Below are 20,485 nucleotides of genomic sequence, written 5' to 3'. Positions count from 1 at the left end.
TATACAAAAAAGCCCCGAAAAACGGGGCTTTTTTATTATTTATTTATCTTCTTAATATCCTGGGAATTGTTTGATATTTGGGTTACTTAGCATTTCTCCTTGTGGAATGGGAAATGCTTTAAACTGATATTTAGTACTATTCAATGTCACACCCGTTTGAGAATTTGTAAAACCTATTCCATTTCTTTTTAGATCCCGATATCTGAATCCTTCCAAAAATAACTCAGCATTTTTCTGAAATAAGATTTCCTCTAACAAAGCTTGTCCTGTACCTGCAAAAACATATCCCGGCACTCTATAAGTTGAAACATGAGTATTTAATTTTGCCAAAGCAGAAGTAGGATTTGTATAATAAAGAGCTTCCAACTGGTTAAAGACTGCCTCAGATTTTCTCATCAGGATAATATCTGTTGCAGGAGTTTTATATTTGGCGACGTCAACAGGTTTAGGGTTATCAGGAAATGCAGATATCGCTGGAGAGCCTACACTGGTTAATGTAAACCAACTATTTTTCCTTACATCACTATTGGAAAGTTTATCATAAAATGCTCTTGTAGCAAAGTTTTGTCTATACCTTCCTCCAGAATACCAAGTTGCTGTAATCCCATCATTAGCTCCTGGAAGATCTTTATCATTAAATTCAAGCTTAAAAATTGTTTCCTTTCCTCCTTCTTCAGTAGCACTGAACATAGTCGGAGCCTCTGTAGCGGTTGAAAGGCTGGAAAAATTACTATTCAATATTTTTTGAGAATAAACATCTGCCTGAGAGTAGTTTTTAACTGCCAGATAATATCTGCTAAATAACATATCTACAGCTGAGTTGTTTATCTGCCTCTTATTGGTATTTAAAATTTTCCCTTCTGCGGTAGTAAGATCGGAAAGAATTTGATTATAAATTTGAGCAACTGTAGACCTTGGAAGCTTAGCATTTACATCCAGTACCAAAGGAAGTGGAACCCCAAGATCTTGATTCCCATTTCCCGAAACTTCGGAAAAGTGAGTTATCAGATCATAATAAGCCATTGCTCTTACAGCATGTGCCTGAGCAAAAAGGCTGACAGGGGTCTCAGATGTATTGGTATCATCCTGAATTTTCCCTTCATAGCTCAAAACAAAGTTTGCATTTGCTATTATGTTATATAAGTTTCCCCATAAACTGGCAAAATTTCCTTGTTGGGTAACATAATATGACAAATCAGTCTGTCTAGTACCTGCAAATCTATTTGAGTTTCTTAAACTCACGAAACTATTATCTGCCAAGAGTTCATTTAAAGTAGGAATCAACGCACCATAAGAATCTGTATTCTGCAATGCATTGTGTAATCCAAGAATTGCAACAGCAAGATTTTTCTCATTGGTGATTCCTTCTTTTAATTCTACATCAACCCGTGGTTTTTCTTCCAGAAAATCATTACTGCAAGAAGTAGATGATACAGTTATAATTAATGATGCAATTATATATTTAATATTTTTCATTTCTATCTTATTTAAATTAAAAATCTATACTAACCCCCAGCATATACTGTCTCAAATTGGGTTGTGTCTGATCATAAACCCCCAAATTAGAAGCGGTATAGGTGAAAGCATTTGAGTTGGATTCCGGATCAAAATAAAGATTCTTATCAAACGCATAAGTCAATAAATTAATCCCTCTTGCGTATATGTAAATACCTTTGACACCATCAATCTTTAAGACATCCTTTGTAAATCTATAACCAAATTCTACATTTCTTAACCGTACATGATCCCCGTCAAATAAATATCTAGTAGAAGCTGAATTAGCAATCTTATTTCCACCATAAACATATTTTGGTTGTGAAGCGTTAGGGTTTTCCGGAGTCCAGGAGTTATATAATGCTGAAGATAACTGGTTCAGATAGCCATACTGCCCACTGGAATCATAAACAAACGCCCATCTGTCATATACCGAATAATTACCTTGATAATTAATCAAGAATGATAATTTGAAATTCTTATAATTCAATTCATTATACCAGCTTCCAATATGAGTAGGCAAAGCATGCTTACCTGTAAAAGATAGTTTAGCTAAACCAGAATTGTTTGTTGTAGCAGTCTTTGAATCATCAGTATACCACAATGGGTCCCCATTTTTAGGATCAACCCCAGCCCAAAGTCTTGTGTAAAACTCTGTAGGATTATGGCCTGGGAAAAAAGCTTTAAAGCCATCGATTGTAGTTGGGTTAGTTTCCCCATTCAAGCTTTTAATTCTGCTGTCGTTATAAGCATAATTAAATTTGGTATTCCAATTGAGGCCCTCACCATTCCCCACTTTAAATCCTAAGGTGGCTTCTAATCCTTTTGAATAAGAATCAGCAATATTTTTTGTTAGAGAATTAAACCCTGTAGATGCAGGATTCAGTACACTAAAAATCTGATCAGTATTGTTATTTTTATACACTTCTACGGTACCATATACAACACCATTTTTACCAAATGTAAAATCTAAACCTATATTGGATTTATCTGATTTTTCCCAATATAATCCTTCAACAGGAGCAACATTAGACACAAAGCCCGCATTAGAAGAAATATATGCCCCTCTGTAAGAATACTGATCATATTTTGGATAAGGACCTACTGCCTGATTACCATTTTCCCCGTAACTGGCTCGCAGTTTCAAGCTTTTAAAAAATCCCGGAAGAATATTTGCTTTACCAAAATCAAAGCTTAGCCCTGCTCCCCAAAAATTACCATTATAACCTGTAAATCCAGAATAACCATCTCTTCTGAAAGAACCTGTAAACGTTAAAAATTTATTGTATGTATAAGAAGCCCTTGTAACATACCCTACCAAACTTCTAAAATCAGCATTCCCGGTAGCTCCTGTTGGATTGGCACCCACATCTGCATATTTTATTCTTGTTCCTGCAGGAAATCCCTGTTTGGATAGAAAATTAAATTCTCTTTCCGTTCTTGTAGCTTCTAAACCTACTGAAACAGAAACATCATGTTTATCCGCAAAGATCTTATTGTAATGCACAAAATTATACCAGTTCCAGGTCAGATAATTGTTAAATTGCCTTCCTAAATATCCATTTCCATTAGCATCTCCATCAAACGTTCCATCTCCAAAATCAGGGTTCCAATAGACCAATTCATTTCCTGATGTATAATCTAGTCCAAAATTGGAAGAGTATCTGAAATTAGGAAGAAACTGATAATCAGCACCAATACTCGTGATAATTTTATTAAAAATACCTTTTTCTAAATTTTCATTTTGAATCCCAATAGGATTAAATTCTTCGCTGATGTAATAGAGTTTTGTATTGTAGGTTCCATCAGGATTATAAAACGATTGTGTAGGAGACATCAATCTGCCTGTAAATACAGGATTGCTAAAAGCTGATCCGTCAGTCGCTCCCGTCTGAACAGACCTTGACAGATTAACCGACATATTCATCTTTAACTTTTCGCTGGCTTTCCAGTCTGCTCTTAAAGCCGCATTATATCTGTCAAATTTAGAATCTCTTGAAATTCCCTCCTGTTGCAGATAACCCAGCGAGGCAAAAATCAAAAGATTTTCTACTCCTCCACTATAGTTTAAATTATACCTGCTGAATGAAGGGTTCGCTCTTCGTACAGCTCGATTCCAGTCATAATCAGAAACACCATCCCAAGCATATTCAGATTTTGCTAAATTATAACCGTTCTGAAGTGTGGTAGCCTGTCCTGCATTAAATAAACTCAAACCAAACAGATTAGTCGATTCACTCGCATTAAGCATTTTAAATTTTTCAAAAGCAATCTCACCTGCTCCTATTTCACTGGTAAAGTTAAGATCTGATCTTCCTTTTTTACCAGATTTTGTAGTGATCACAATAACTCCGTTAGCCCCTCTTGAGCCATATACTGCAGTAGCGACTCCATCTTTTAATACTTCTATATTTTCAATATCAGCAGGATTAATCAGTGATAATGAATTCTGTGATGTCATTAATCCGGAAACATCTCCAGAAGGTATGGGAACCCCATCCAAAATATATAAAGGATTATTCCCAGAAGTTAATGAACCAAGTCCTCTGATTAGTGTAATACTATTTGCTCCAGGCTGCCCGCTGCTGGCTGTTGACATCAACCCGGCAACCTGGCCCTGTAACGCGTTTTCAATAGATACCGCTGAAGGCCTAACAAGTTTATCAGATCCAATTTTAACACTTGAACCTGTCACCTGTTCAGGAGTCTGCCTGATCCCATAAGAACCCGTTATTACTACCTCATCAATTTCTCCCCGAATAGTGTCATTCTTTGCTTTCTGCGCCGAAACAGCATGCCCCATAAAGAACAAAACCCCGGCACTTAATACACGTATTTTTACATTCATATTAACAAATTTTAATATTTAAAAAGCAAATATGTTAATAAAGCTTAACAATATCAAAATATAAATAATTGAATTACAGATAGTTAAAATTAAATTATTTAATTAAAAAGCGAGAAAACAGATTTAATTAAAAGGCATATTTGAAATAATACTATAAAAAAATTCTTATAAATATTATTTATCTGGAATTTTAATCATGAAAAAAAAATCCTGCCGCCTTATGTAAAATCTATAAAACTGAAAATAAAATCAACAGTAAATCAAACTATTAACAAAAAAAGTAAAGACTGTTTATTCCCCAGATTCAGTATAAAATCAAGATGAAGCAGAAAAATTGATCAAAAAACACACAATACAACATATAAAAGAAAAAAGAATCATCAGTTGTCCATATCTTTTTATGATTTTTTAAGAATTAAATTCAGTCTGGCTTCCAAAATAACAGCCAGATCACATCCTTTAAAAGATTCTAATTTATAAAGCATAAATTGGTTTTTCCGGAAGATTGCTTAATTTTAATGGGAAATACAATTATGAAATTTCTACCATTCCTTGCAATTCTGCTTTTTAGTACTTCTCCCAGATTCGATGCCCAGATCCAGGAGAACAGATTTCAGATATCCTCATCTTTGGAGCAGATTCCGTTATGGAATAATGATATGCCTGGTGGTTCAGGACCTCAGGGACCGGAAATAATAACCGCTAAAGGGTCTGTCACCAACATTTCAAAACCACGGTTAATTGTTCACCGCCCATCAAATCCCAACGGAACGGCCATATTACTAATCAGCGGCGGCGGATATGCTCATATTGAAATAGGGAAAGAAAGTACACCTGCAGCCAGCTGGCTTCAATCTGAAGGCGTAACGGCATTTGAACTTATCTATCGCCTCCCGCAGGAAAACTGGAAAAATACCCTTGTCCCTTTTGAAGACGCTCAACGGGCGATGCGTATCATCCGAAGTCTGGCGGACAAATATCAGATCGATACCAATAAAATAGGAATACTCGGGTTTTCTGCAGGAGGTCATTTAGCAGGATTCACTTCAGCCCTGCCTGGCAAAAAAATTTACAAACCTGTTGACACAATAGATTCTTTGTCTGCAAGGCCTGACTTTACCGGACTCATCTACCCCGTTGTTTCCATGCTTCCTCCCAACAATAAAACCCATTCACGAAAAAGTATTCTGGGAAAAAAACCTTCTGTTTCGGAAGAAACTGCATTTTCAGTAGAAAAACTGGTTGATTCTCATATGCCGGTTACGTTTTTAGCACAGGCTATGGATGATCCTATTTCTCCTGTTGATAACAGTCTACTGCTCTATTCAGCGCTAAAACAGGTACAGATAAAAGCTGAAATGCATCTTTTTCAAACCGGAGGTCACGGCTGGGGATTGGGTAAAAAAGGAAGTCCTGTTGCCGCCTGGCCCGAACTTTTCAAAACCTGGATGAAGAATAATGGTTTTTGTAAATAGATATGTAAGGAAGTTTGAAGCTGGGAGATGGAAGTTATTGCCTTCCGAAAGCATAGCTACCATGTAGTTTTATTATTTTTTTTAAATACTTCATTCAATTTTACAGTGAACTTTAAAAATGAATGACCAACATTAACTTCCAGCTTCCCTCTTCCAGCTTCCAGCCAAATCACATTAATTATTTCTCCCCCTGATAATGATAATAACGTGCACCCTTTAAAACAGGATTTTCAGATTCTACCGATACAAGACCAAAGCCTTTATAATTGGTATTGACAGAATTATCCAGCTGCTTTCTGTGCAGTTTTTCATAGGTTTCAAAGTCAATGGCCGTTCTGTTTTTTAAACTTTCAAACAGGTTCCATTTTGAGACTACAGTTTTCCAGTTTTCTGAAACTTTCCCGGCAAAAACCTTAGATTTCGAACCGCTTCCATATCCTAAAAACCCGATTTCGGAACCAGTCAGTTCTTCATTTTCACTGAAAGAAACCTGCAATGCAGAGAGTAAAGCCATAAAGATGGAAGCCGTATACATATTTCCTATTTCAGAAGATGCCCGCTGTGATCTTTCAATTTTGTCATTGATAAAATTCAGGTAATCGTCAGATTTTGCAACTGCTTTTTGCTCATCTGGCGTATTGTAAGAAAGATTGTTCTCAAGGCTATAGATTTCCGTAAAAACTCTTTTTCCGTGAAATGCGTAGGGAAGATGAAAAATAAGGTATTTCCATTCTTCGTAAGGCTTATTTTTCCCGGTAATTTCTTTATAATGCTGATATGCTTCTCTGATTCTGTCCTGATAGCACTGGTTTGAATACTGCCCGTCAAAAACAGGCTCATCGGTAAAGACCTCGATTTTATCAGGAAATGCATCCGGAGCATCTATTAAGTCTTCTTTTTTATAATGTCTTCTCGGCTTAAAAAAGTCAAAAACACTTTCTGTTGCAACACCCCAATTATTTTCAATTTCCAGGAGATCGGGTTTTGATGAGATCAGTAATGCCACTGCGCCGCCGCCCTGCGTATATTCTCCGGAAGAATTCAGCTCGTATTTAGCATAATCGCTGGCGATAACAACTGCTTTTTTATCCGGATTTACTCTGACAAAATCCAGGGAATTATGAAGCGCATCCACCGCACCGATGCAGGCAAACGTCATATCTACCACATCACAGTTCCTGAAACATCTTGCTCCGAAATCCTCTTCCAATACCTGCTCCACCATTTGTAAAGTGTAGGAAGCAGTTGGCTTTGCAGCATCCAGCGCACTTTCTGTTCCCAGATAAATCCTGGCAATATCTTTTGGGTTGAGATCATAATCCTTAATCAGCTTCAGTAGAGCTTCTGCCGCAAAGGTTGCCGTATCTTCATGAACATCAGGAAAGCCCATTTTATGCAGTCCTAGTCCTTTTTCCAGTTTTGCAGGTTCAATTCCTCTTTTTCCCGCCAGATCTTTGATTTCCAAATACAAAGACGGTACATAATAGCCCGCAGCCTCAATTCCAAAAGTCATTTTATTGTCAATTTTTATACGAATTTATAAAATGATGTTTGAATAAGCCATCAGTTATGAACTATAATTTCCTTTTAAGGTTAAAAATCATAAAACTGAGTTTGGATAGGAGGTTAATATTGAATACGGGTTTCGAGTTTCGGGTTTCAGGTTTATAAATCTCGGAACCCGCAACCCGCAACTTACAATTGAGTGAGAACAATCCATTAATCTTATTTTTAAATCCTGCACTGAGATTAAAAAATTATCAGCCCCGACACAGGATATTTCGATTAGTATTATTAAATTGCAGCCAATCATGTATTCTGCAGTAAAAAAAATTATCCGAAAAATACTCCCGCAAAAGTTTCTTTTTGAAAATGAAATGTTTTTCAGAAAGAGTTTATATCCATTCTATAAAGGCAGCAACTGCGAATGTAATATCTGCCACGCCAGGCTTAAACACTTTATAAAACTGGACAATGGCAATCTGCTTTGCCCTGTTTGCGGAAGCCTCCCAAGATCCAGAAGGCTCTTCAAAATTGTAACTGAAACTTATCTGAAAACGGATCTTTCCATATTGGATTTTTCTCCTTCAAGGGCTATTTTCCGGGCATTGAAAAGCAGAAAAGATATCCGATATTTTCCAACGGATTATGAGGACGAATTTTTAGCAGATTATCATTTTGACATTACAAAAATAGATTCGGAATCTGATCAGTTTGATCTGATCATGTGTTATCATGTCCTTGAGCATATTGAAAATGATGCTGCCGCCATGAACGAATTATACAGGGTTCTCAAAAAAGGGGGAACTGCATTGATTCAAACGCCGTTTAAAGCCGGAACCATCTATGAGGATTTTCAGATTAAAACACCTGAGGAACGTTTAAAGCACTTCGGACAGGAAGATCATGTACGGATTTATTCTGTGGAAAGTTTAGTTCAACGGCTACAGAAAGCCGGATTCCAGACGGAAATCAAAGTTTTTGAGCAGGATCAGTATTGGGGCTTTTCGGATCAGGAAACGGTTATCGTTTGTAAAAAATAACAAAATTTTATAGTCCGAATTGTCTTGCAAACAGATTCTGGAAAATATTGAACAGAATAATTCAAATTGTTTAAAAATAATCTTTCGAGATATCTTTTTCTGGTACTATAGGGAAAAGAATGACGTTTTTTGACGTAAAGTTTCATATTATATCTCATCGTTTCAAGGTGGGCAAAGAGGTGTGGCTGCGCCACTGAATAAGCAGACGTTTTATCCATACGCTTCATCGAATCAATTTCAATTGATTCTCTACTTTGCATTCCTACAATATTAAACCATGATATTCAAACTTTGCGTTGAAAAAATTATACCTTATTGAGATTGCAAAGGTAAATCAATCAAAGATTGATTTGACTAAGCGAATGTTTGATTTAGGTAAAGCAAACATTTTATTAATGGAAAACTTTGCAATAAAAATTGATCCTGTTATTTTGATAATTAATCACAAAAAAAAGACTATCTCAAAAGTGAGATAGTCTTTTTAATTAAGTATAATGTCTGTTTAACTATTTGAAATCTTCAATAGCTTTGTTTATCGCATCAATCTGTTTGTTGATACTTGCTGCATTTTGAGGATTCTGTCTCAACAGTTCCATTTTTTTATTTAAACCGTCTTTCAGCATCTGGGAAATCATCATTTTCACCTGAGGGTTATCCCCCATCTCTCCTTTTGCATGGGTGATGATTTTCGTGATATTTTCAGTAGCTTTCAGATTATCCGAGCTCATGATCCAGTTGTATCCTTCTTCCGCAGATTTCCCCAGTTCAGGATTCTGGAATTTAATGAACGGATAAAACGCCACAAGCGGAGTGATATTCGACATTTGAGAAGTTACCTTATTTTTAACTATAATTGGAAGAAGCTGACCCAGCATTTCATCAGAAGCCCCTTCAAGATCAATTTTATCAGCCAGGGTATTGGCTTTCGATGGATCTACAGTTAAAACGGCGTTTAATGAATTGGCTTTTACGGCATTGGAAACCGCATTCACTCCTTTTTCAAAAAGCGGAAGGTATTTCTTGTCTTTGGTTTTTGCCAATGCACCGATAGCAGCAGCCTGAACCAGTGTTCTTGGATCATTGGAAGCCAGTTTTTCTACCTCCGCCCCTAACGCTTTCATTTGTTCAGGATTGGAAAGATCCATTAACTGAAGTGCTTTGATTCTAACCTTAAAATACGGATCTTTGATGGCAGCAGCCAATAATTTTGTCGCTGCAGGATTTTTTCCTACCTGATCTTTAATCGCGGTCAGCGCTCCATATCTGCTTTTAAGTTCTTTGGAATTCGTAAACTGCAACAGGTTCTGCTCCGGAGTTTTCGTATCAGTGATATCTGCCAGTAGAATTCCGTCTGCATTGATGTTCACAAGGTCCGGATTTTTGGAAGCATCAAAATTGAAGGTGTTCTTAGCTTCAGCATTGACCCATACATTATATCTTTTTGGCTTTCCGTTGTCATAAACGTCAATCGCAAGCGGAAATTCAAACGGCTGCTCCTGAGTCTGATTAATCGTTACCGCTACCTGTTTTTTTACAGGCTCGAAAGTAAATGAATAATTGATCTTCGGGTTCCCGCTTCCGAAATACCATTGGTTAAAAAACCAGTTCAGATCTTTTCCGGTAACTTTTTCGAAAGACAGCCTTAGCTCGTGAGCTTCTGCATTTTGGTACTGATATGTTTTCAGATAATCATTCATTCCGGCAAAGAATGCATCATCCCCTAAATAGTTTCTCAGCATATGAAGAATTCCGCCTCCCTTCTGATAGGTTACGAGATCAAAAACATCCTCACGGGAATCATAATTGAATCTTACCAGGTTTTTCTTGAAGTCTGAAGGATTGTGGATGTACATGTTCACGTCCATCATCTGGTGGTAATCTGCGTGGTCTTTACCATACTTATAATCATTCCATAAATACTCGGAATAATTGGCAAAAGATTCATTCACGGTAAGGTTACTCCAGCTTTCTGCCGTTACAAGATCTCCAAACCAGTGGTGGAACAATTCGTGAGCAATAGTATCTTCCCATTTATTTTCATCGATGAGCTGTCCCGGTTTCTGAAGAACATCACTTCCATGAAGAGTTGCCGTCGTATTTTCCATAGCTCCGCTTACATAATCCCTTCCTGAGATCTGTGCATATTTTGCCCACGGATAATCGTAGCCCATCTTTTTGGAGAAAAACTCCATCATTTCAGGGGTGTTTCCGTAGATCTGCCTGGCATAAGGCTCGTATTCTTTTTCAATATAGTAATCTACCGGAATATTCTTCCATTTGTCTTTAACAATAACATAATCGCCGACGCCCATAAAGAACAGGTAAGTGGCATGTCTTTTATCCATCACCCAATGGTCGGTTCTCAGGTTATTTCCTTCTTTCTGGGAATCTTTTAAAATCCCGTTGGAAAGCGTTACATATTTGTCAGGAACCGTCATATAGATCTCCTGAGTGGTCTTTTGATTGGGTTTGTCAATGGTCGGGAACCATGCAGAAGAAGATTCTGTTTCTCCCTGCGTCCAGATCTGCGTAGGCATATCCGGATCCTGGCCCTGTGCATTGATGAAATAAAGCCCTTTGGCATCATTGATAGCCATGCTTCCTTTCTGTTTTACTTCATTAGGACGTGCAGTATATTTGATGTAGACTGTATATTCCTGGTTTTTCTGATAGGTCTTATCCAGACTGATCTTCAGGATATCATCTTTATATTCATATTTTAAAGGGGATCTTTTTCCGTTGTTATCAAGGGCTACTTCATGGATCAGCATGCCTTTCGCATCAAGGGTAAGTTCATTGGTCGGGTAGAAATACGGAGAGGCGGTCAGCCATTCTTCTCCACCCATCTGTTCTTTCTGATAATCGAAATTTACTTTAAGTTTGGTATGTTTAAGCTCCGTTACTTTAGTATGTGTGGCTCTGTACGCCTGCTCACGACCTGAAGTTTCGGTTTGTGCTGATACATTGGCGGAAAAAAAGATTCCGAGTATAGCAATTGATAAAATCGCCTTTTTCATTTGTTAACTTTATTATTTTTTAGAATTATTTTTTGTGATGATATCAAAAATATCATTCACCAAAGTTTCGTAATCGCCTGTTTTAAGCTGCTCTTTGGTTTTAGCAAATGCTTTTTTCAGTTCGCTTTCCGGATTTTCATCATCGATGATCTCGGCCGAAGCGACTCCTTTTAACTGAAGAACGGCATTTCTGAGTGCTTCCAGATCTGCATTGTCTTCGGTATTAATTTTTAAATACTTCATTTTACTGTTTTTTAAAGGTAAAGTTATTCGCTCCCTGTGAAAAATCCATTGTTCCTTTTTCAGCATTGAACTTCATTCTGATCCTGGCTACTTCAAACCTGAATTCAGTTTCAGAAACGGCTTCAAGTGGAAATGCGCCCTGGCCGGTAGCCTGCGCTTTCAGTTTTCCTTCTTCTGAGAATATTTTTATGTCCAGCGGGAAGCCTTCCGCTTTGTAAAGTCCTTCATATTTTTTCAGGAGTTCCTGCGGTACTGAAATTTCTTTAAAATTAGGCATTTTAAAATCTTTACCGGTAACAGTCTCCAGCATTTTAATAGAAATCTCATTATTGTTGTAATCCGATTGGTTGGTAATAAAGCTGACCGCCCCTTTCAGTTCCGGGAAATAGTATAATACAGACTGAAACTGATCGATTCCCCCGTTATGCCCGTAACCTGAATATTTTTCAAACGGCACTTTTGTAATTCCGTAGCCATAATTATCTGTAAATGTTTTCATTTCCTTAAGGCTGTTCTTCGTAATCAGCTTGCCGTTTTCCAGCGCAATGATAAATTTCAGAAGTTCAGTTGGAGTAGAAATAATATTTCCTGCCCCAATCGGAACGCTCATATCCGTTTCCTGCCACGGCTCATACTTCCCATTAGAGTAGGTGTAAGAAAGCGCCTGATTTTTGGAAGGGTCAATTTTTCCACCTACCTGGGTCAGCGTCAATTTTAAAGGAGCTGTAATTTTTTCCTGAATAAGCTTTGCATAGCTTTTTTTATACACTTTTTCCAGAATAAATCCCAGCAGAATGTAGTTGGAATTGCTGTATTCATATTGGGTTCCCGGCTGGAAATCACTTTTGTATTTTTTAATGATTGAAACCAATGAGGCTTCCGTCTGAGGTTTGGTATTGTAAGTCCAGTACTCTTCTTCGTTGGTCAGATTATGAATTCCGGTCCTGTGCTGCAGAAGGTTTCCGATGGTTATTTTATCCGCATTTTCTATTTCAGGAAAAAACAGGGAGAGCTTAGTATCTGTTGAAATTTTTTTCTCCTCAACCGTTTTCATCACCAGAACAGCGGTAAAAGTCTTGGAAATAGAACCGATGCGGTATTGGGTATTCATATTGGCTTTCTGCTGTTTCGCGGCATCAGAAAAACCTGTTGTCTTCAAAAATGTCGGCTGGTCATTCTCTGCAAAAGCAAAGCTTCCCATTACTTTATGGTGTACCGAAAGTGAATCGAGATAATCTGCTAATTTTTGTCTGTTGGAATGCTGGGAAAACATCATACAGGAAATACCTGTTGCTGCCACCAAAAAAACGCGTTTCAGGATCATAGTATCATTTTACAATCAGTAGTAAAACAGGGCAGTTCGTTACAGCTCAACCCGTTAAAATACTAATCATAATCTTACAAAAAAACGCCGTTATTTTCTATTTGGATCAGAATTTTTCCGTTCTCTTTCCAAAGGCTGTCTTTTTTGAGATCATTCAGGATGCTTTACTGTTTCCGGTACTCCAAAAATTCCGGTCAGACTTATTAAACAGCTACAGGAGCTTTAATTCCCGGATGCGGATCGTAGTTTTCCAGGGTAAAATCCTCGAAATTAAAACCAAAAATATCTTTGACCTCAGGATTCAGTTTCATCACCGGAAGCGGTTTTGGTTCTCTGGAAAGCTGTCTGTTCACCTGTTCAAAATGATTATTGTAAATATGAACGTCTCCGAAACTGTGGACATAATCTCCCACTTCCAGATCGCATACCTGCGCTACCATCATCAATAATAATGCATAGCTTGCAATATTGAACGGTACTCCAAGAAAAACATCCGCACTTCTCTGGTACAGTTGCAGCGACAGCTTTCCGTCTGCTACATAAAACTGGAATAAAGCGTGACATGGGGCCAGCGCCATATTGGGAATTTCGGCAGCGTTCCATGCAGAAACAATCAGTCTTCTGGAATCCGGATTTTTTTTGATCTGATCAATGACCTCAGTGATCTGATCCACGATTTTTCCATCCGCTCCCTGCCAGCTTCTCCACTGTGCACCGTAAACAGGACCTAAGTCACCGTTTTCATCTGCCCATTCGTCCCAGATGCTTACGCCGTTGTCATTCAGATATTTGACATTGGTGTCTCCCTTCAAAAACCAAAGCAGTTCGTAGATAATGGATTTCAGGTGTACTTTTTTGGTGGTCACCATAGGAAAGCCTTCAGACAGATCGTACCTCAGCTGATATCCGAAAACACTTCTGGTTCCGGTCCCTGTTCTGTCGGTCTTATCTGTTCCATGGTCTAGGATATGCTGTAAAAGGTCTAGGTAGTTCTGCATTTTTGAAAGCGGGTTTTTATGGTTCAAATTTAGAAAAAACTAACCGATTTTGAGTTATCACAGGTCATAAAAAAACAGCTGTGAAAATTATTTCCACAACTGTTTCATCGTATCATTTACTTATTAAATCCCGCAGGATCCGTTAAAAATCAATGGTTAATTTTTAATAATTTTCTGGGTAATTTTCTCTTTCCCGTTATCCAGTGAAAGGATATACACTCCCGAAAGCAATGATTCAACATTGATAGACTGGGATTTTGTTTCTCCGGACTGAACCACGCTTCCGCGGGCATCCACAAGCTGATATCTGAACTCTGAACCGGATTCGGATTTAATCTTAATGACCTCTTTTACCGGATTCGGATAAACGCTGATGGCTGTGTTACCAGCTGAAGATTCAGCGATCAACGAAGAAACAGCACCTGCAGAAGTTATTTTTAAGGTATAATCTTCAATTTGTCCGTAACTGATTGTTCCGCATGAAGACGAAGGCACTGAATTGTATTTCATGATCACTCTCATTCTTGTGTTTCCTGTAAGAGCAGTACCTGGAATGGTTATGCTGCCGGAAACCGGAGAAGTTGTACCTGCCGTTTTTGTCCATGCCAGTTCTCCCGCATCGGTAAAGTCTCCATCACCGTTATAATCAATATAAACAGCATATCCTTCACTGTATTTTATAGAGGTCCAGTATGGCGTTATTGAGATAGAATAAGCGTTTCCTTTTGTAACATTTCCGATCACAGAAGTGAAATTCTCATACCCTGCCGTACCTGTAGAAGACTGGTTGATATCTGCAAACTTCACATTACTGATGCGCTCGTCTGCTGTAGAATTGGAAGACGCTGAACAATAGGTTGCAGCCGTTCCGGATAGTGTAGTGACATTCACAGTATTGCTTGCTGCGGAAATATTTCCTGCGGCGTCTTTTGCCTTCACAGTGAAGCTGTACGCTGTAGCCGGAGAAAGTCCGGTCACGGAATACGTTGTGGCAGTAGTTGTAGATCCAAGAAGACTTGTCCCTCTGTATACATCATATCCTGTAACAGCTACATTATCCGTAGATCCGCTCCATGACAATGATGTAGAGTTTTGTGTGGTAGAAGATGCAGACAACTGAGGTGCTGTAGGTGCCTGAGTATCTGTTGTAGGAGTTCCGCCGGAATAAGCTGTTCCTAAACCTACCGCATAAAATGCATTCTGGGTAGCTTTATGTTCTGCTGAATCTGCGCCGAAAAGATCTTTTGCAGATTGAATTCCATAAGTCAGGGCATTATTATAATTAGAATTGGATGTCAGATAAGAAGTTTCCAGTCTGTAGACAATTTTTGCTGCTTTTTCAAATCCGATTCCGGTCACATTGAAGCTGTTTCCGATATCATTGGTTCCGGTGCCTCCCATTACCAGAAGATAGAACCAGTAATTCAGCACGCCGCTGTTGTAGTGAACCCCGCAGTTATCGTTAGTATCCGGATTGGGGATACAGGAATTACTGGCATCTTTCCAATAGGTTCCTTTGTAGGTATCCGGCTGTTTAGACAATCCTGAATTGGGATTGCTCATGGATCTTAAATAATTGGGAGATACTTTGGTAATATCTTCACCGATTAAGAAATTCTGCTTCTCCGGTGCGTAGGCATTTTCAACCACGGTTCCCCAGATATCGGAAAGTCCTTCATTCAAGGCTCCTGATTCTCTCTGATAAACGAGATTCGCAGTCTCCTGACATACCGCATGTCCTAATTCGTGGGCGGTTACGTCAAATGCTCCCAGAGGCTTAAAGTTGGTAGCCCCATCCCCATAAACCATTGCGCTTCCGGTCCAGGCTGCGTTTTCCCATGAGTTTCTTACATGAATATAACTGTCAAGAACAGCTCCCTGATTGTCATAACTGTCTCTATTGAATGTATCTTTGAAATAATCGTATGTTTTCTCTACACCCCAATGAACATCCAGCGCCACATCATTTCCTGTTGAGGAATGTTCTGCTGTGGTCCAGTTGTTGTCCGTATCGGTAATATTGTTTTTTGTAAGACTGGTATAGTTGGCGTTATTGTTATTGTAGGTATTGACTCCTCCTCCTCTTGTATTGTCTTTTAATGCATATTTTCCGCTAACAAGGGTCGTTTCAATTGATTTTGTTCCACTGTATTTGGTCTGGGCACTTCCGGCAACAAAAATTGATGCAAAATCCTGTTTGGATTGGTTTTCCGGTCCTGCAGGAGAAATACCGATCATTCCTTTTCCGTGGGAATGTTCTCCCGTATGCTTCATAATCTGGTCATTAAGCAAAACGGCTCCGGATTTGGCATCCACATACACATTGGATCTCAGGAAAGGTTCGGCGGAAAAGATATCAAATTTGTAGGACAGCAGCAATCTGTATTTTCCATTGGCCGCTTCAACCGGCAATAATACCAATTCTCCTTTAGGCTGATAATTAATTTCTCTGCCATACTCCGTGTTTGTCATTAACTCTTTGGCGCCGATATACTTCACGGCGGCCTTAAGTGCGGCAGATTCAGGGACATCGGCCTGGGTATTCAGATCGCTGGTATCATAGAATTCGCCATTCATGCTTACCAGATTGCCTTTTACATAGTGCAGCATGTAATTGGCAAATTCCACTTTAATTCCGTTGTGATACAGCTGGTACTTTTCATCGGAAAAATCACTGAAGAGTTTTGCCGAATTAATTTTAACCATTTTAGATCCCGCCGGAAGGTTTAAGATCTCGGAGAAAAATTTTCCGCTGTCGGATAATGCAAGGTCCCTCGCATTGGTTCCAGGTTTGAATGTAATCATTGATGAATTTCCTTCATCAATTCTTTGCTCAACATATCGTTGAGCCTGCAGGCTGATTCCGCTTACCAAAAGCGGAACAAAAACCATAAGTGTCAATTTGTTTTTCATAAACAATATTATTTTGGTGTGTTATCAATCCAAATATAATAATTGAATTAATACAATCAACAAAAAAATCAAAATATTGTTATGAAATTCACATTTTTTATTAAATATAATTGAAATATAATTAATCAAAATTTACAATTAATATAAAAAAAATTAACTTAAATATTCCAAATTAAGAAAAAATGATCCATCAAAACTCTGACATTAATTTAAATTTTTAACAATAAAAATTTATTCATATTGACACTTAAATTTCCGTTATTTCTTCAAATCCAACCTAAAAATTATCATATTGTTTCAAAAATCCTCTTAATTTTTTAACAATAATTGATCATAAAAGGTGTAAAAATCACTTTTTGATGTTTGACTTGATAAATTTTCACTTCAATTTATTGTTTTCACCCTGATAACTTACCAGATATCGACAATCTTTTGGTGAATATTATTTATAACAAATCCTTCTGCAGATTTTTTACCTGACATCGCTTTCACCAGTGGAGACTCTGCAGAAACAGTCATTATCTTCTGATTGTCTGAAATAATTTCACCTACGGATACCGTAATGTAGAATAAGCCTTTGTCTGTTTTTACTAAAGCGCCTGTCTGTACCTTATCAGATGGTTCGGCGGATATTTTTTGGATCACTGCAAGCTGACTCAAAGATTCGTTAAGCTGCCGCTGAAGATTATTGATCTCCTGCTGGAGCATTTCTCTGCCGGTTTCGTATTTATCGCCCATTGAACTTTTAGTGTCATTACTGGAAGCACGGGTTTCGGCTATAAGATTTTCAAAGTTTTGGATCTTGGTGGTGATTTTTGTTTTTATGATGTCTAGTAATTCCTGTTTGTTCATGTCGTGAAAGTTTTCGTGTGAAAATCTCTTAATTCATCTTGCAAGAGAAGGATAGCCTGCAAAATATACGTTTTGGCTAAAGCCATATACAAATATGCATAAAATGAGCGGACTAAAGTCCGCCCCTGTTGAATATTATCATCGCTGAAAATATTTCAACTTTGTTTCATGACTATTTATTTTTCAAAAACGGCGTAATCTGAAACCTTAAATGTGAAATATTTTCCGCTGTCGAAATCTCTTTTGGTCCTGTCGAAGATATTCCTGAAAGTTCCTGAAAGATTTTCATCTTCAATAGTGAAGTCTACAGGCCCTTTGGACATATTCAGAACTACGAGAACCTCATCTTTTCCGTTCTTTCTTATGTAGGCAAGAATTTTATCATTGGCGGTCGTGTTCAGAAGATAGGTTGATACTTTGGCATCTCCGCCTTTTAATGCCGGGTTGGAAGCTTTTAATTCGAGAAGGGTTTTATAAAATTCAGCCATCTGGAAGGTATTGGTCCACTTGATGACATCTTTTTCAAAGAATTCCAGTCTTTTCATATTGGGAAGCTCCTGGCCCGAGTACAGAAGAGGCACCCCATTCCAGGTTGCGGAGAAAACAGCCATAGGTTTCGTGATCGTACCGTATTTTTCGTATTCGGTGCCGTTCCATGAATTTTCGTCATGATTGGTTGTAAACCATGCTCTCATGGAAGCATCGCCAATATTTGAATATTTCACCAACAGGTCTTTAAGTTCCTGAAGCGGTTCATTTTTTTTATAATAATCGGCGGATTTGTGCATCCATTTCCATGAATAGCTGGCATCAAATACTTTTCCGTATTCCGGGCTTTCCAGTTCATCAAATTCTCCCAGCCAGAACAACGGCTTTATTTTTTCAACTTCGGGACGTGCCTGCTCCCAGAAATCCACTTCTACCCAGGAGGCCAGATCACATCTGAAACCATCAATTCCGGTTTCCTTTACCCAGAATTTCATGGCATCAATCATGGCCAGTCTCATTTCCTGGTTTTTGTAATCCAGCTCAATGATGTCATCCATTCCAGAAGCGATGTGAAATTTCCCATCGGGATCTTTCAGGTAAAACTCCGAATGTGTTTTGGTCCAGATATGGTCCCAGCCCGTGTGATTGGCCACCCAGTCGATAATGACTTTGAAACCCAGTCTGTGGGCTTCATTTACCATATGTTTAAAATCATTCAGGGTTCCGAATTCAGGGTTGACAGAAGTATAATCCGAGGCTGCATAAGGACTTCCAAGGCTTCCTTTTTTATTTTGCCGAGCGATTGGCGTTATGGGCATGAACCAGAGCGTTTTTACGCCCATTTTCTTCAGTCGGGGCATTTCTTTTTCAAATGCTTTAAATGTTCCTTCCTGAGTGTATTGTCTTACATTGACTTCGTATATATTGGTTGTATGCTTCCAGTCTTTCGGCAAATCCATAGTGTTTATTGTATTTTGAGTGGTACAGGAAACAATTCCCAGACCAATTATTGCTAGTAGAATTAATTTCTTCATTCATCTATTTTTAACAAAAGTAAGGAAAAATGAAGTGTGTGAGGGTGAATTGTGAGTAGTTAATCGTGAATTTTGCTAAATGTGAATGGTCAATTGTCAATTTGCTTCGCGAGTGAATGGTGAATCTTTATTTCAGGTTGAGGCAAAGGCAGAGGTTTAGACTGAGATTAAGAAATGTTAATGGTGAATTTTGCTACGTAAGTGAATTGTGAATCGTCAATAATAAATATGCAGCTTTAAAATCACTATTGACTTGCGTAGCAAAATTCACCATTGACATTAAGTTTCAAAGAAAATACCACATGTGAAAAGTAAACCGTGATTGAAAGCATGCTACTTTCAAATTCACCATTCACTTGCGAAGCAAAATTCACCATTGACATTAAGTTTCAAAGAAAATACCACAGGTGAAAAGTAAACCGTGATTGAAAGCATGCTACTTTCAAATTCACCATTCACTTGCGAAGCAAAATTCACTTTTCACATAAAAAAGCCCCGGACAAAAATCCAAGGCCTTATATTGTATTCAGATGCTATCTTTCATCGTCATTGTCTTCCTCATCTTCGAAAACATCATCGTTGTAGTCTTCTTCTTCGTCATCAAAGCTGTCGTCATCTTCATCTTCGAAACTGGTGCTTGATCCAAAGTCATCATCAAAACTGAAATCATCGTCCATTAACGGCATTGCTGATCTCTTTTTGGATCCTCCGGTTCCGCTCTTGCTTGGTGCTTTTAACGGAACATTTCCAAATCTGTATACGGTAATAGGATAAATAACGCCTTTTGTTTCATCGATCACTTCTACAAGCTCGCAGAAAAATTCCCAAAGGTCAAGAAGTCCGTACTGGAACTGTGCTTTGTCACCCGCCTTTTCGAAAGCTTCATCAATGTACACGTCAGACATAATTTCGCCGTCACCATCATCACTCATATCTTCCAGTGGAACGCTTTTAACAATTGTTCCGTCGTCTTCCAACATATTAAAAGTAGAAAGCTCGTCTCCCTGAAGACTGAACGCACTTTTAATTCCCAAATGTAAGTTCCATAGTGACTGTTTTCCCTTTACTTCAATATCACGGAAAATATCCTCTTTCGCATCTAATATTACGCGGATCTTGTAAACCATATCAGTTTCTTAAATTACTTTTTTTGCCCTTAATTATTATGATAAATCTCTGTTGCAAATATATAATAAATGACATGTGACAAAAAAATATTTAGCGATTTTTTAAAATATTTTTTTTTCTTACATTT

The 20,485-nt window shown here is 38.1% G+C and carries 13 protein-coding genes; 2 read left to right on the top strand and 11 right to left on the bottom strand.

All coding sequences use genetic code 11. The features are described 5' to 3' along the window. Nucleotides 1–51: 51 nt before the first annotated feature. Together JET18_RS04185 and JET18_RS04180 are read right to left on the bottom strand one after the other, a co-directional pair. Nucleotides 52–1,476, bottom strand: a complete 1,425-nt coding sequence (locus tag JET18_RS04185) for a RagB/SusD family nutrient uptake outer membrane protein (protein WP_202089357.1) — start codon at nt 1,474–1,476, stop codon at nt 52–54. A 16-nt stretch (nt 1,477–1,492) separates the two neighbouring features. Beyond that, complete coding sequence (locus tag JET18_RS04180; RefSeq protein ID WP_202089356.1) at nt 1,493–4,342, bottom strand: SusC/RagA family TonB-linked outer membrane protein; 2,850 nt, start codon at nt 4,340–4,342, stop codon at nt 1,493–1,495. Between the two features lie 533 nt (nt 4,343–4,875). Here JET18_RS04180 and JET18_RS04175 point away from each other — a divergent pair. Continuing rightward, the gene (locus tag JET18_RS04175) at nt 4,876–5,817 is read left to right on the top strand and encodes an alpha/beta hydrolase (RefSeq protein WP_202089355.1); all 942 of its coding nucleotides are present in this window, start codon (nt 4,876–4,878) and stop codon (nt 5,815–5,817) included. Between the two features lie 178 nt (nt 5,818–5,995). Here the strand turns inward: JET18_RS04175 and JET18_RS04170 are convergent, their stop codons facing one another. After that, complete coding sequence (locus JET18_RS04170; protein ID WP_202089354.1) at nt 5,996–7,330, bottom strand: hydroxymethylglutaryl-CoA synthase family protein; 1,335 nt, start codon at nt 7,328–7,330, stop codon at nt 5,996–5,998. 364 nt (nt 7,331–7,694) lie between these two features. Here JET18_RS04170 and JET18_RS04165 point away from each other — a divergent pair, with 364 nt between their 5' ends. Next, the gene (locus JET18_RS04165) at nt 7,695–8,360 is read left to right on the top strand and encodes a class I SAM-dependent methyltransferase (RefSeq protein WP_228728481.1); all 666 of its coding nucleotides are present in this window, start codon (nt 7,695–7,697) and stop codon (nt 8,358–8,360) included. Between the two features lie 506 nt (nt 8,361–8,866). Here JET18_RS04165 and JET18_RS04160 read toward each other — a convergent pair. The 8 genes from JET18_RS04160 to JET18_RS04125 all read right to left on the bottom strand — a co-directional run bounded on the left by JET18_RS04160 (nt 8,867) and on the right by JET18_RS04125 (nt 20,357). Next, complete coding sequence (locus JET18_RS04160) at nt 8,867–11,377, bottom strand: M1 family metallopeptidase (RefSeq protein WP_202089352.1); 2,511 nt, start codon at nt 11,375–11,377, stop codon at nt 8,867–8,869. Between the two features lie 12 nt (nt 11,378–11,389). Continuing rightward, nucleotides 11,390–11,620 carry a hypothetical protein gene (locus tag JET18_RS04155; protein WP_202089351.1) on the bottom strand — a complete coding sequence of 77 codons (231 nt, stop codon included), beginning with the start codon at nt 11,618–11,620 and terminating at the stop codon, nt 11,390–11,392. A 1-nt stretch (nt 11,621) separates the two neighbouring features. Next, nucleotides 11,622–12,944 carry a serine hydrolase domain-containing protein gene (locus tag JET18_RS04150; RefSeq protein WP_228728480.1) on the bottom strand — a complete coding sequence of 441 codons (1,323 nt, stop codon included), beginning with the start codon at nt 12,942–12,944 and terminating at the stop codon, nt 11,622–11,624. Nucleotides 12,945–13,147: 203 nt separating this feature from the next. Continuing rightward, nucleotides 13,148–13,942, bottom strand: a complete 795-nt coding sequence (locus tag JET18_RS04145; RefSeq protein ID WP_202089350.1) for a thymidylate synthase — start codon at nt 13,940–13,942, stop codon at nt 13,148–13,150. Between the two features lie 156 nt (nt 13,943–14,098). Then, nucleotides 14,099–16,855, bottom strand: a complete 2,757-nt coding sequence (locus tag JET18_RS04140) for a M4 family metallopeptidase (RefSeq protein ID WP_202089349.1) — start codon at nt 16,853–16,855, stop codon at nt 14,099–14,101. Nucleotides 16,856–17,266: 411 nt separating this feature from the next. After that, the gene (locus tag JET18_RS04135; protein WP_202089348.1) at nt 17,267–17,707 is read right to left on the bottom strand and encodes a hypothetical protein; all 441 of its coding nucleotides are present in this window, start codon (nt 17,705–17,707) and stop codon (nt 17,267–17,269) included. Nucleotides 17,708–17,883: 176 nt separating this feature from the next. Continuing rightward, nucleotides 17,884–19,230, bottom strand: a complete 1,347-nt coding sequence (locus JET18_RS04130; RefSeq protein WP_202089347.1) for an alpha-amylase family glycosyl hydrolase — start codon at nt 19,228–19,230, stop codon at nt 17,884–17,886. A gap of 533 nt (nt 19,231–19,763) precedes the next feature. Further along, entirely contained in the window at nt 19,764–20,357 is a 594-nt protein-coding gene (locus JET18_RS04125) for an IS1096 element passenger TnpR family protein (protein WP_202089346.1), read from the bottom strand. Nucleotides 20,358–20,485: the final 128 nt, after the last annotated feature.

Source organism: Chryseobacterium endalhagicum (genome assembly GCF_016745235.1).
Lineage (GTDB): Bacteria > Bacteroidota > Bacteroidia > Flavobacteriales > Weeksellaceae > Chryseobacterium > Chryseobacterium endalhagicum.
This window is presented reverse-complemented; position numbering and strand designations above follow the sequence as displayed.

What these genes read in the sequence shown, in the direction of transcription:
- JET18_RS04185 (WP_202089357.1), bottom strand. Translation starts at nt 1,476, where the DNA reads ATGAAAAATATTAAATATATAATTGCATCATTAATTATAACTGTATCA.
- JET18_RS04180 (WP_202089356.1), bottom strand. Translation starts at nt 4,342, where the DNA reads ATGAATGTAAAAATACGTGTATTAAGTGCCGGGGTTTTGTTCTTTATG.
- JET18_RS04175 (WP_202089355.1), top strand. Translation starts at nt 4,876, where the DNA reads ATGAAATTTCTACCATTCCTTGCAATTCTGCTTTTTAGTACTTCTCCC.
- JET18_RS04170 (WP_202089354.1), bottom strand. Translation starts at nt 7,330, where the DNA reads ATGACTTTTGGAATTGAGGCTGCGGGCTATTATGTACCGTCTTTGTAT.
- JET18_RS04165 (WP_228728481.1), top strand. Translation starts at nt 7,695, where the DNA reads ATGTTTTTCAGAAAGAGTTTATATCCATTCTATAAAGGCAGCAACTGC.
- JET18_RS04160 (WP_202089352.1), bottom strand. Translation starts at nt 11,377, where the DNA reads ATGAAAAAGGCGATTTTATCAATTGCTATACTCGGAATCTTTTTTTCC.
- JET18_RS04155 (WP_202089351.1), bottom strand. Translation starts at nt 11,620, where the DNA reads ATGAAGTATTTAAAAATTAATACCGAAGACAATGCAGATCTGGAAGCA.
- JET18_RS04150 (WP_228728480.1), bottom strand. Translation starts at nt 12,944, where the DNA reads ATGATCCTGAAACGCGTTTTTTTGGTGGCAGCAACAGGTATTTCCTGT.
- JET18_RS04145 (WP_202089350.1), bottom strand. Translation starts at nt 13,942, where the DNA reads ATGCAGAACTACCTAGACCTTTTACAGCATATCCTAGACCATGGAACA.
- JET18_RS04140 (WP_202089349.1), bottom strand. Translation starts at nt 16,855, where the DNA reads ATGAAAAACAAATTGACACTTATGGTTTTTGTTCCGCTTTTGGTAAGC.
- JET18_RS04135 (WP_202089348.1), bottom strand. Translation starts at nt 17,707, where the DNA reads ATGAACAAACAGGAATTACTAGACATCATAAAAACAAAAATCACCACC.
- JET18_RS04130 (WP_202089347.1), bottom strand. Translation starts at nt 19,230, where the DNA reads ATGAAGAAATTAATTCTACTAGCAATAATTGGTCTGGGAATTGTTTCC.
- JET18_RS04125 (WP_202089346.1), bottom strand. Translation starts at nt 20,357, where the DNA reads ATGGTTTACAAGATCCGCGTAATATTAGATGCGAAAGAGGATATTTTC.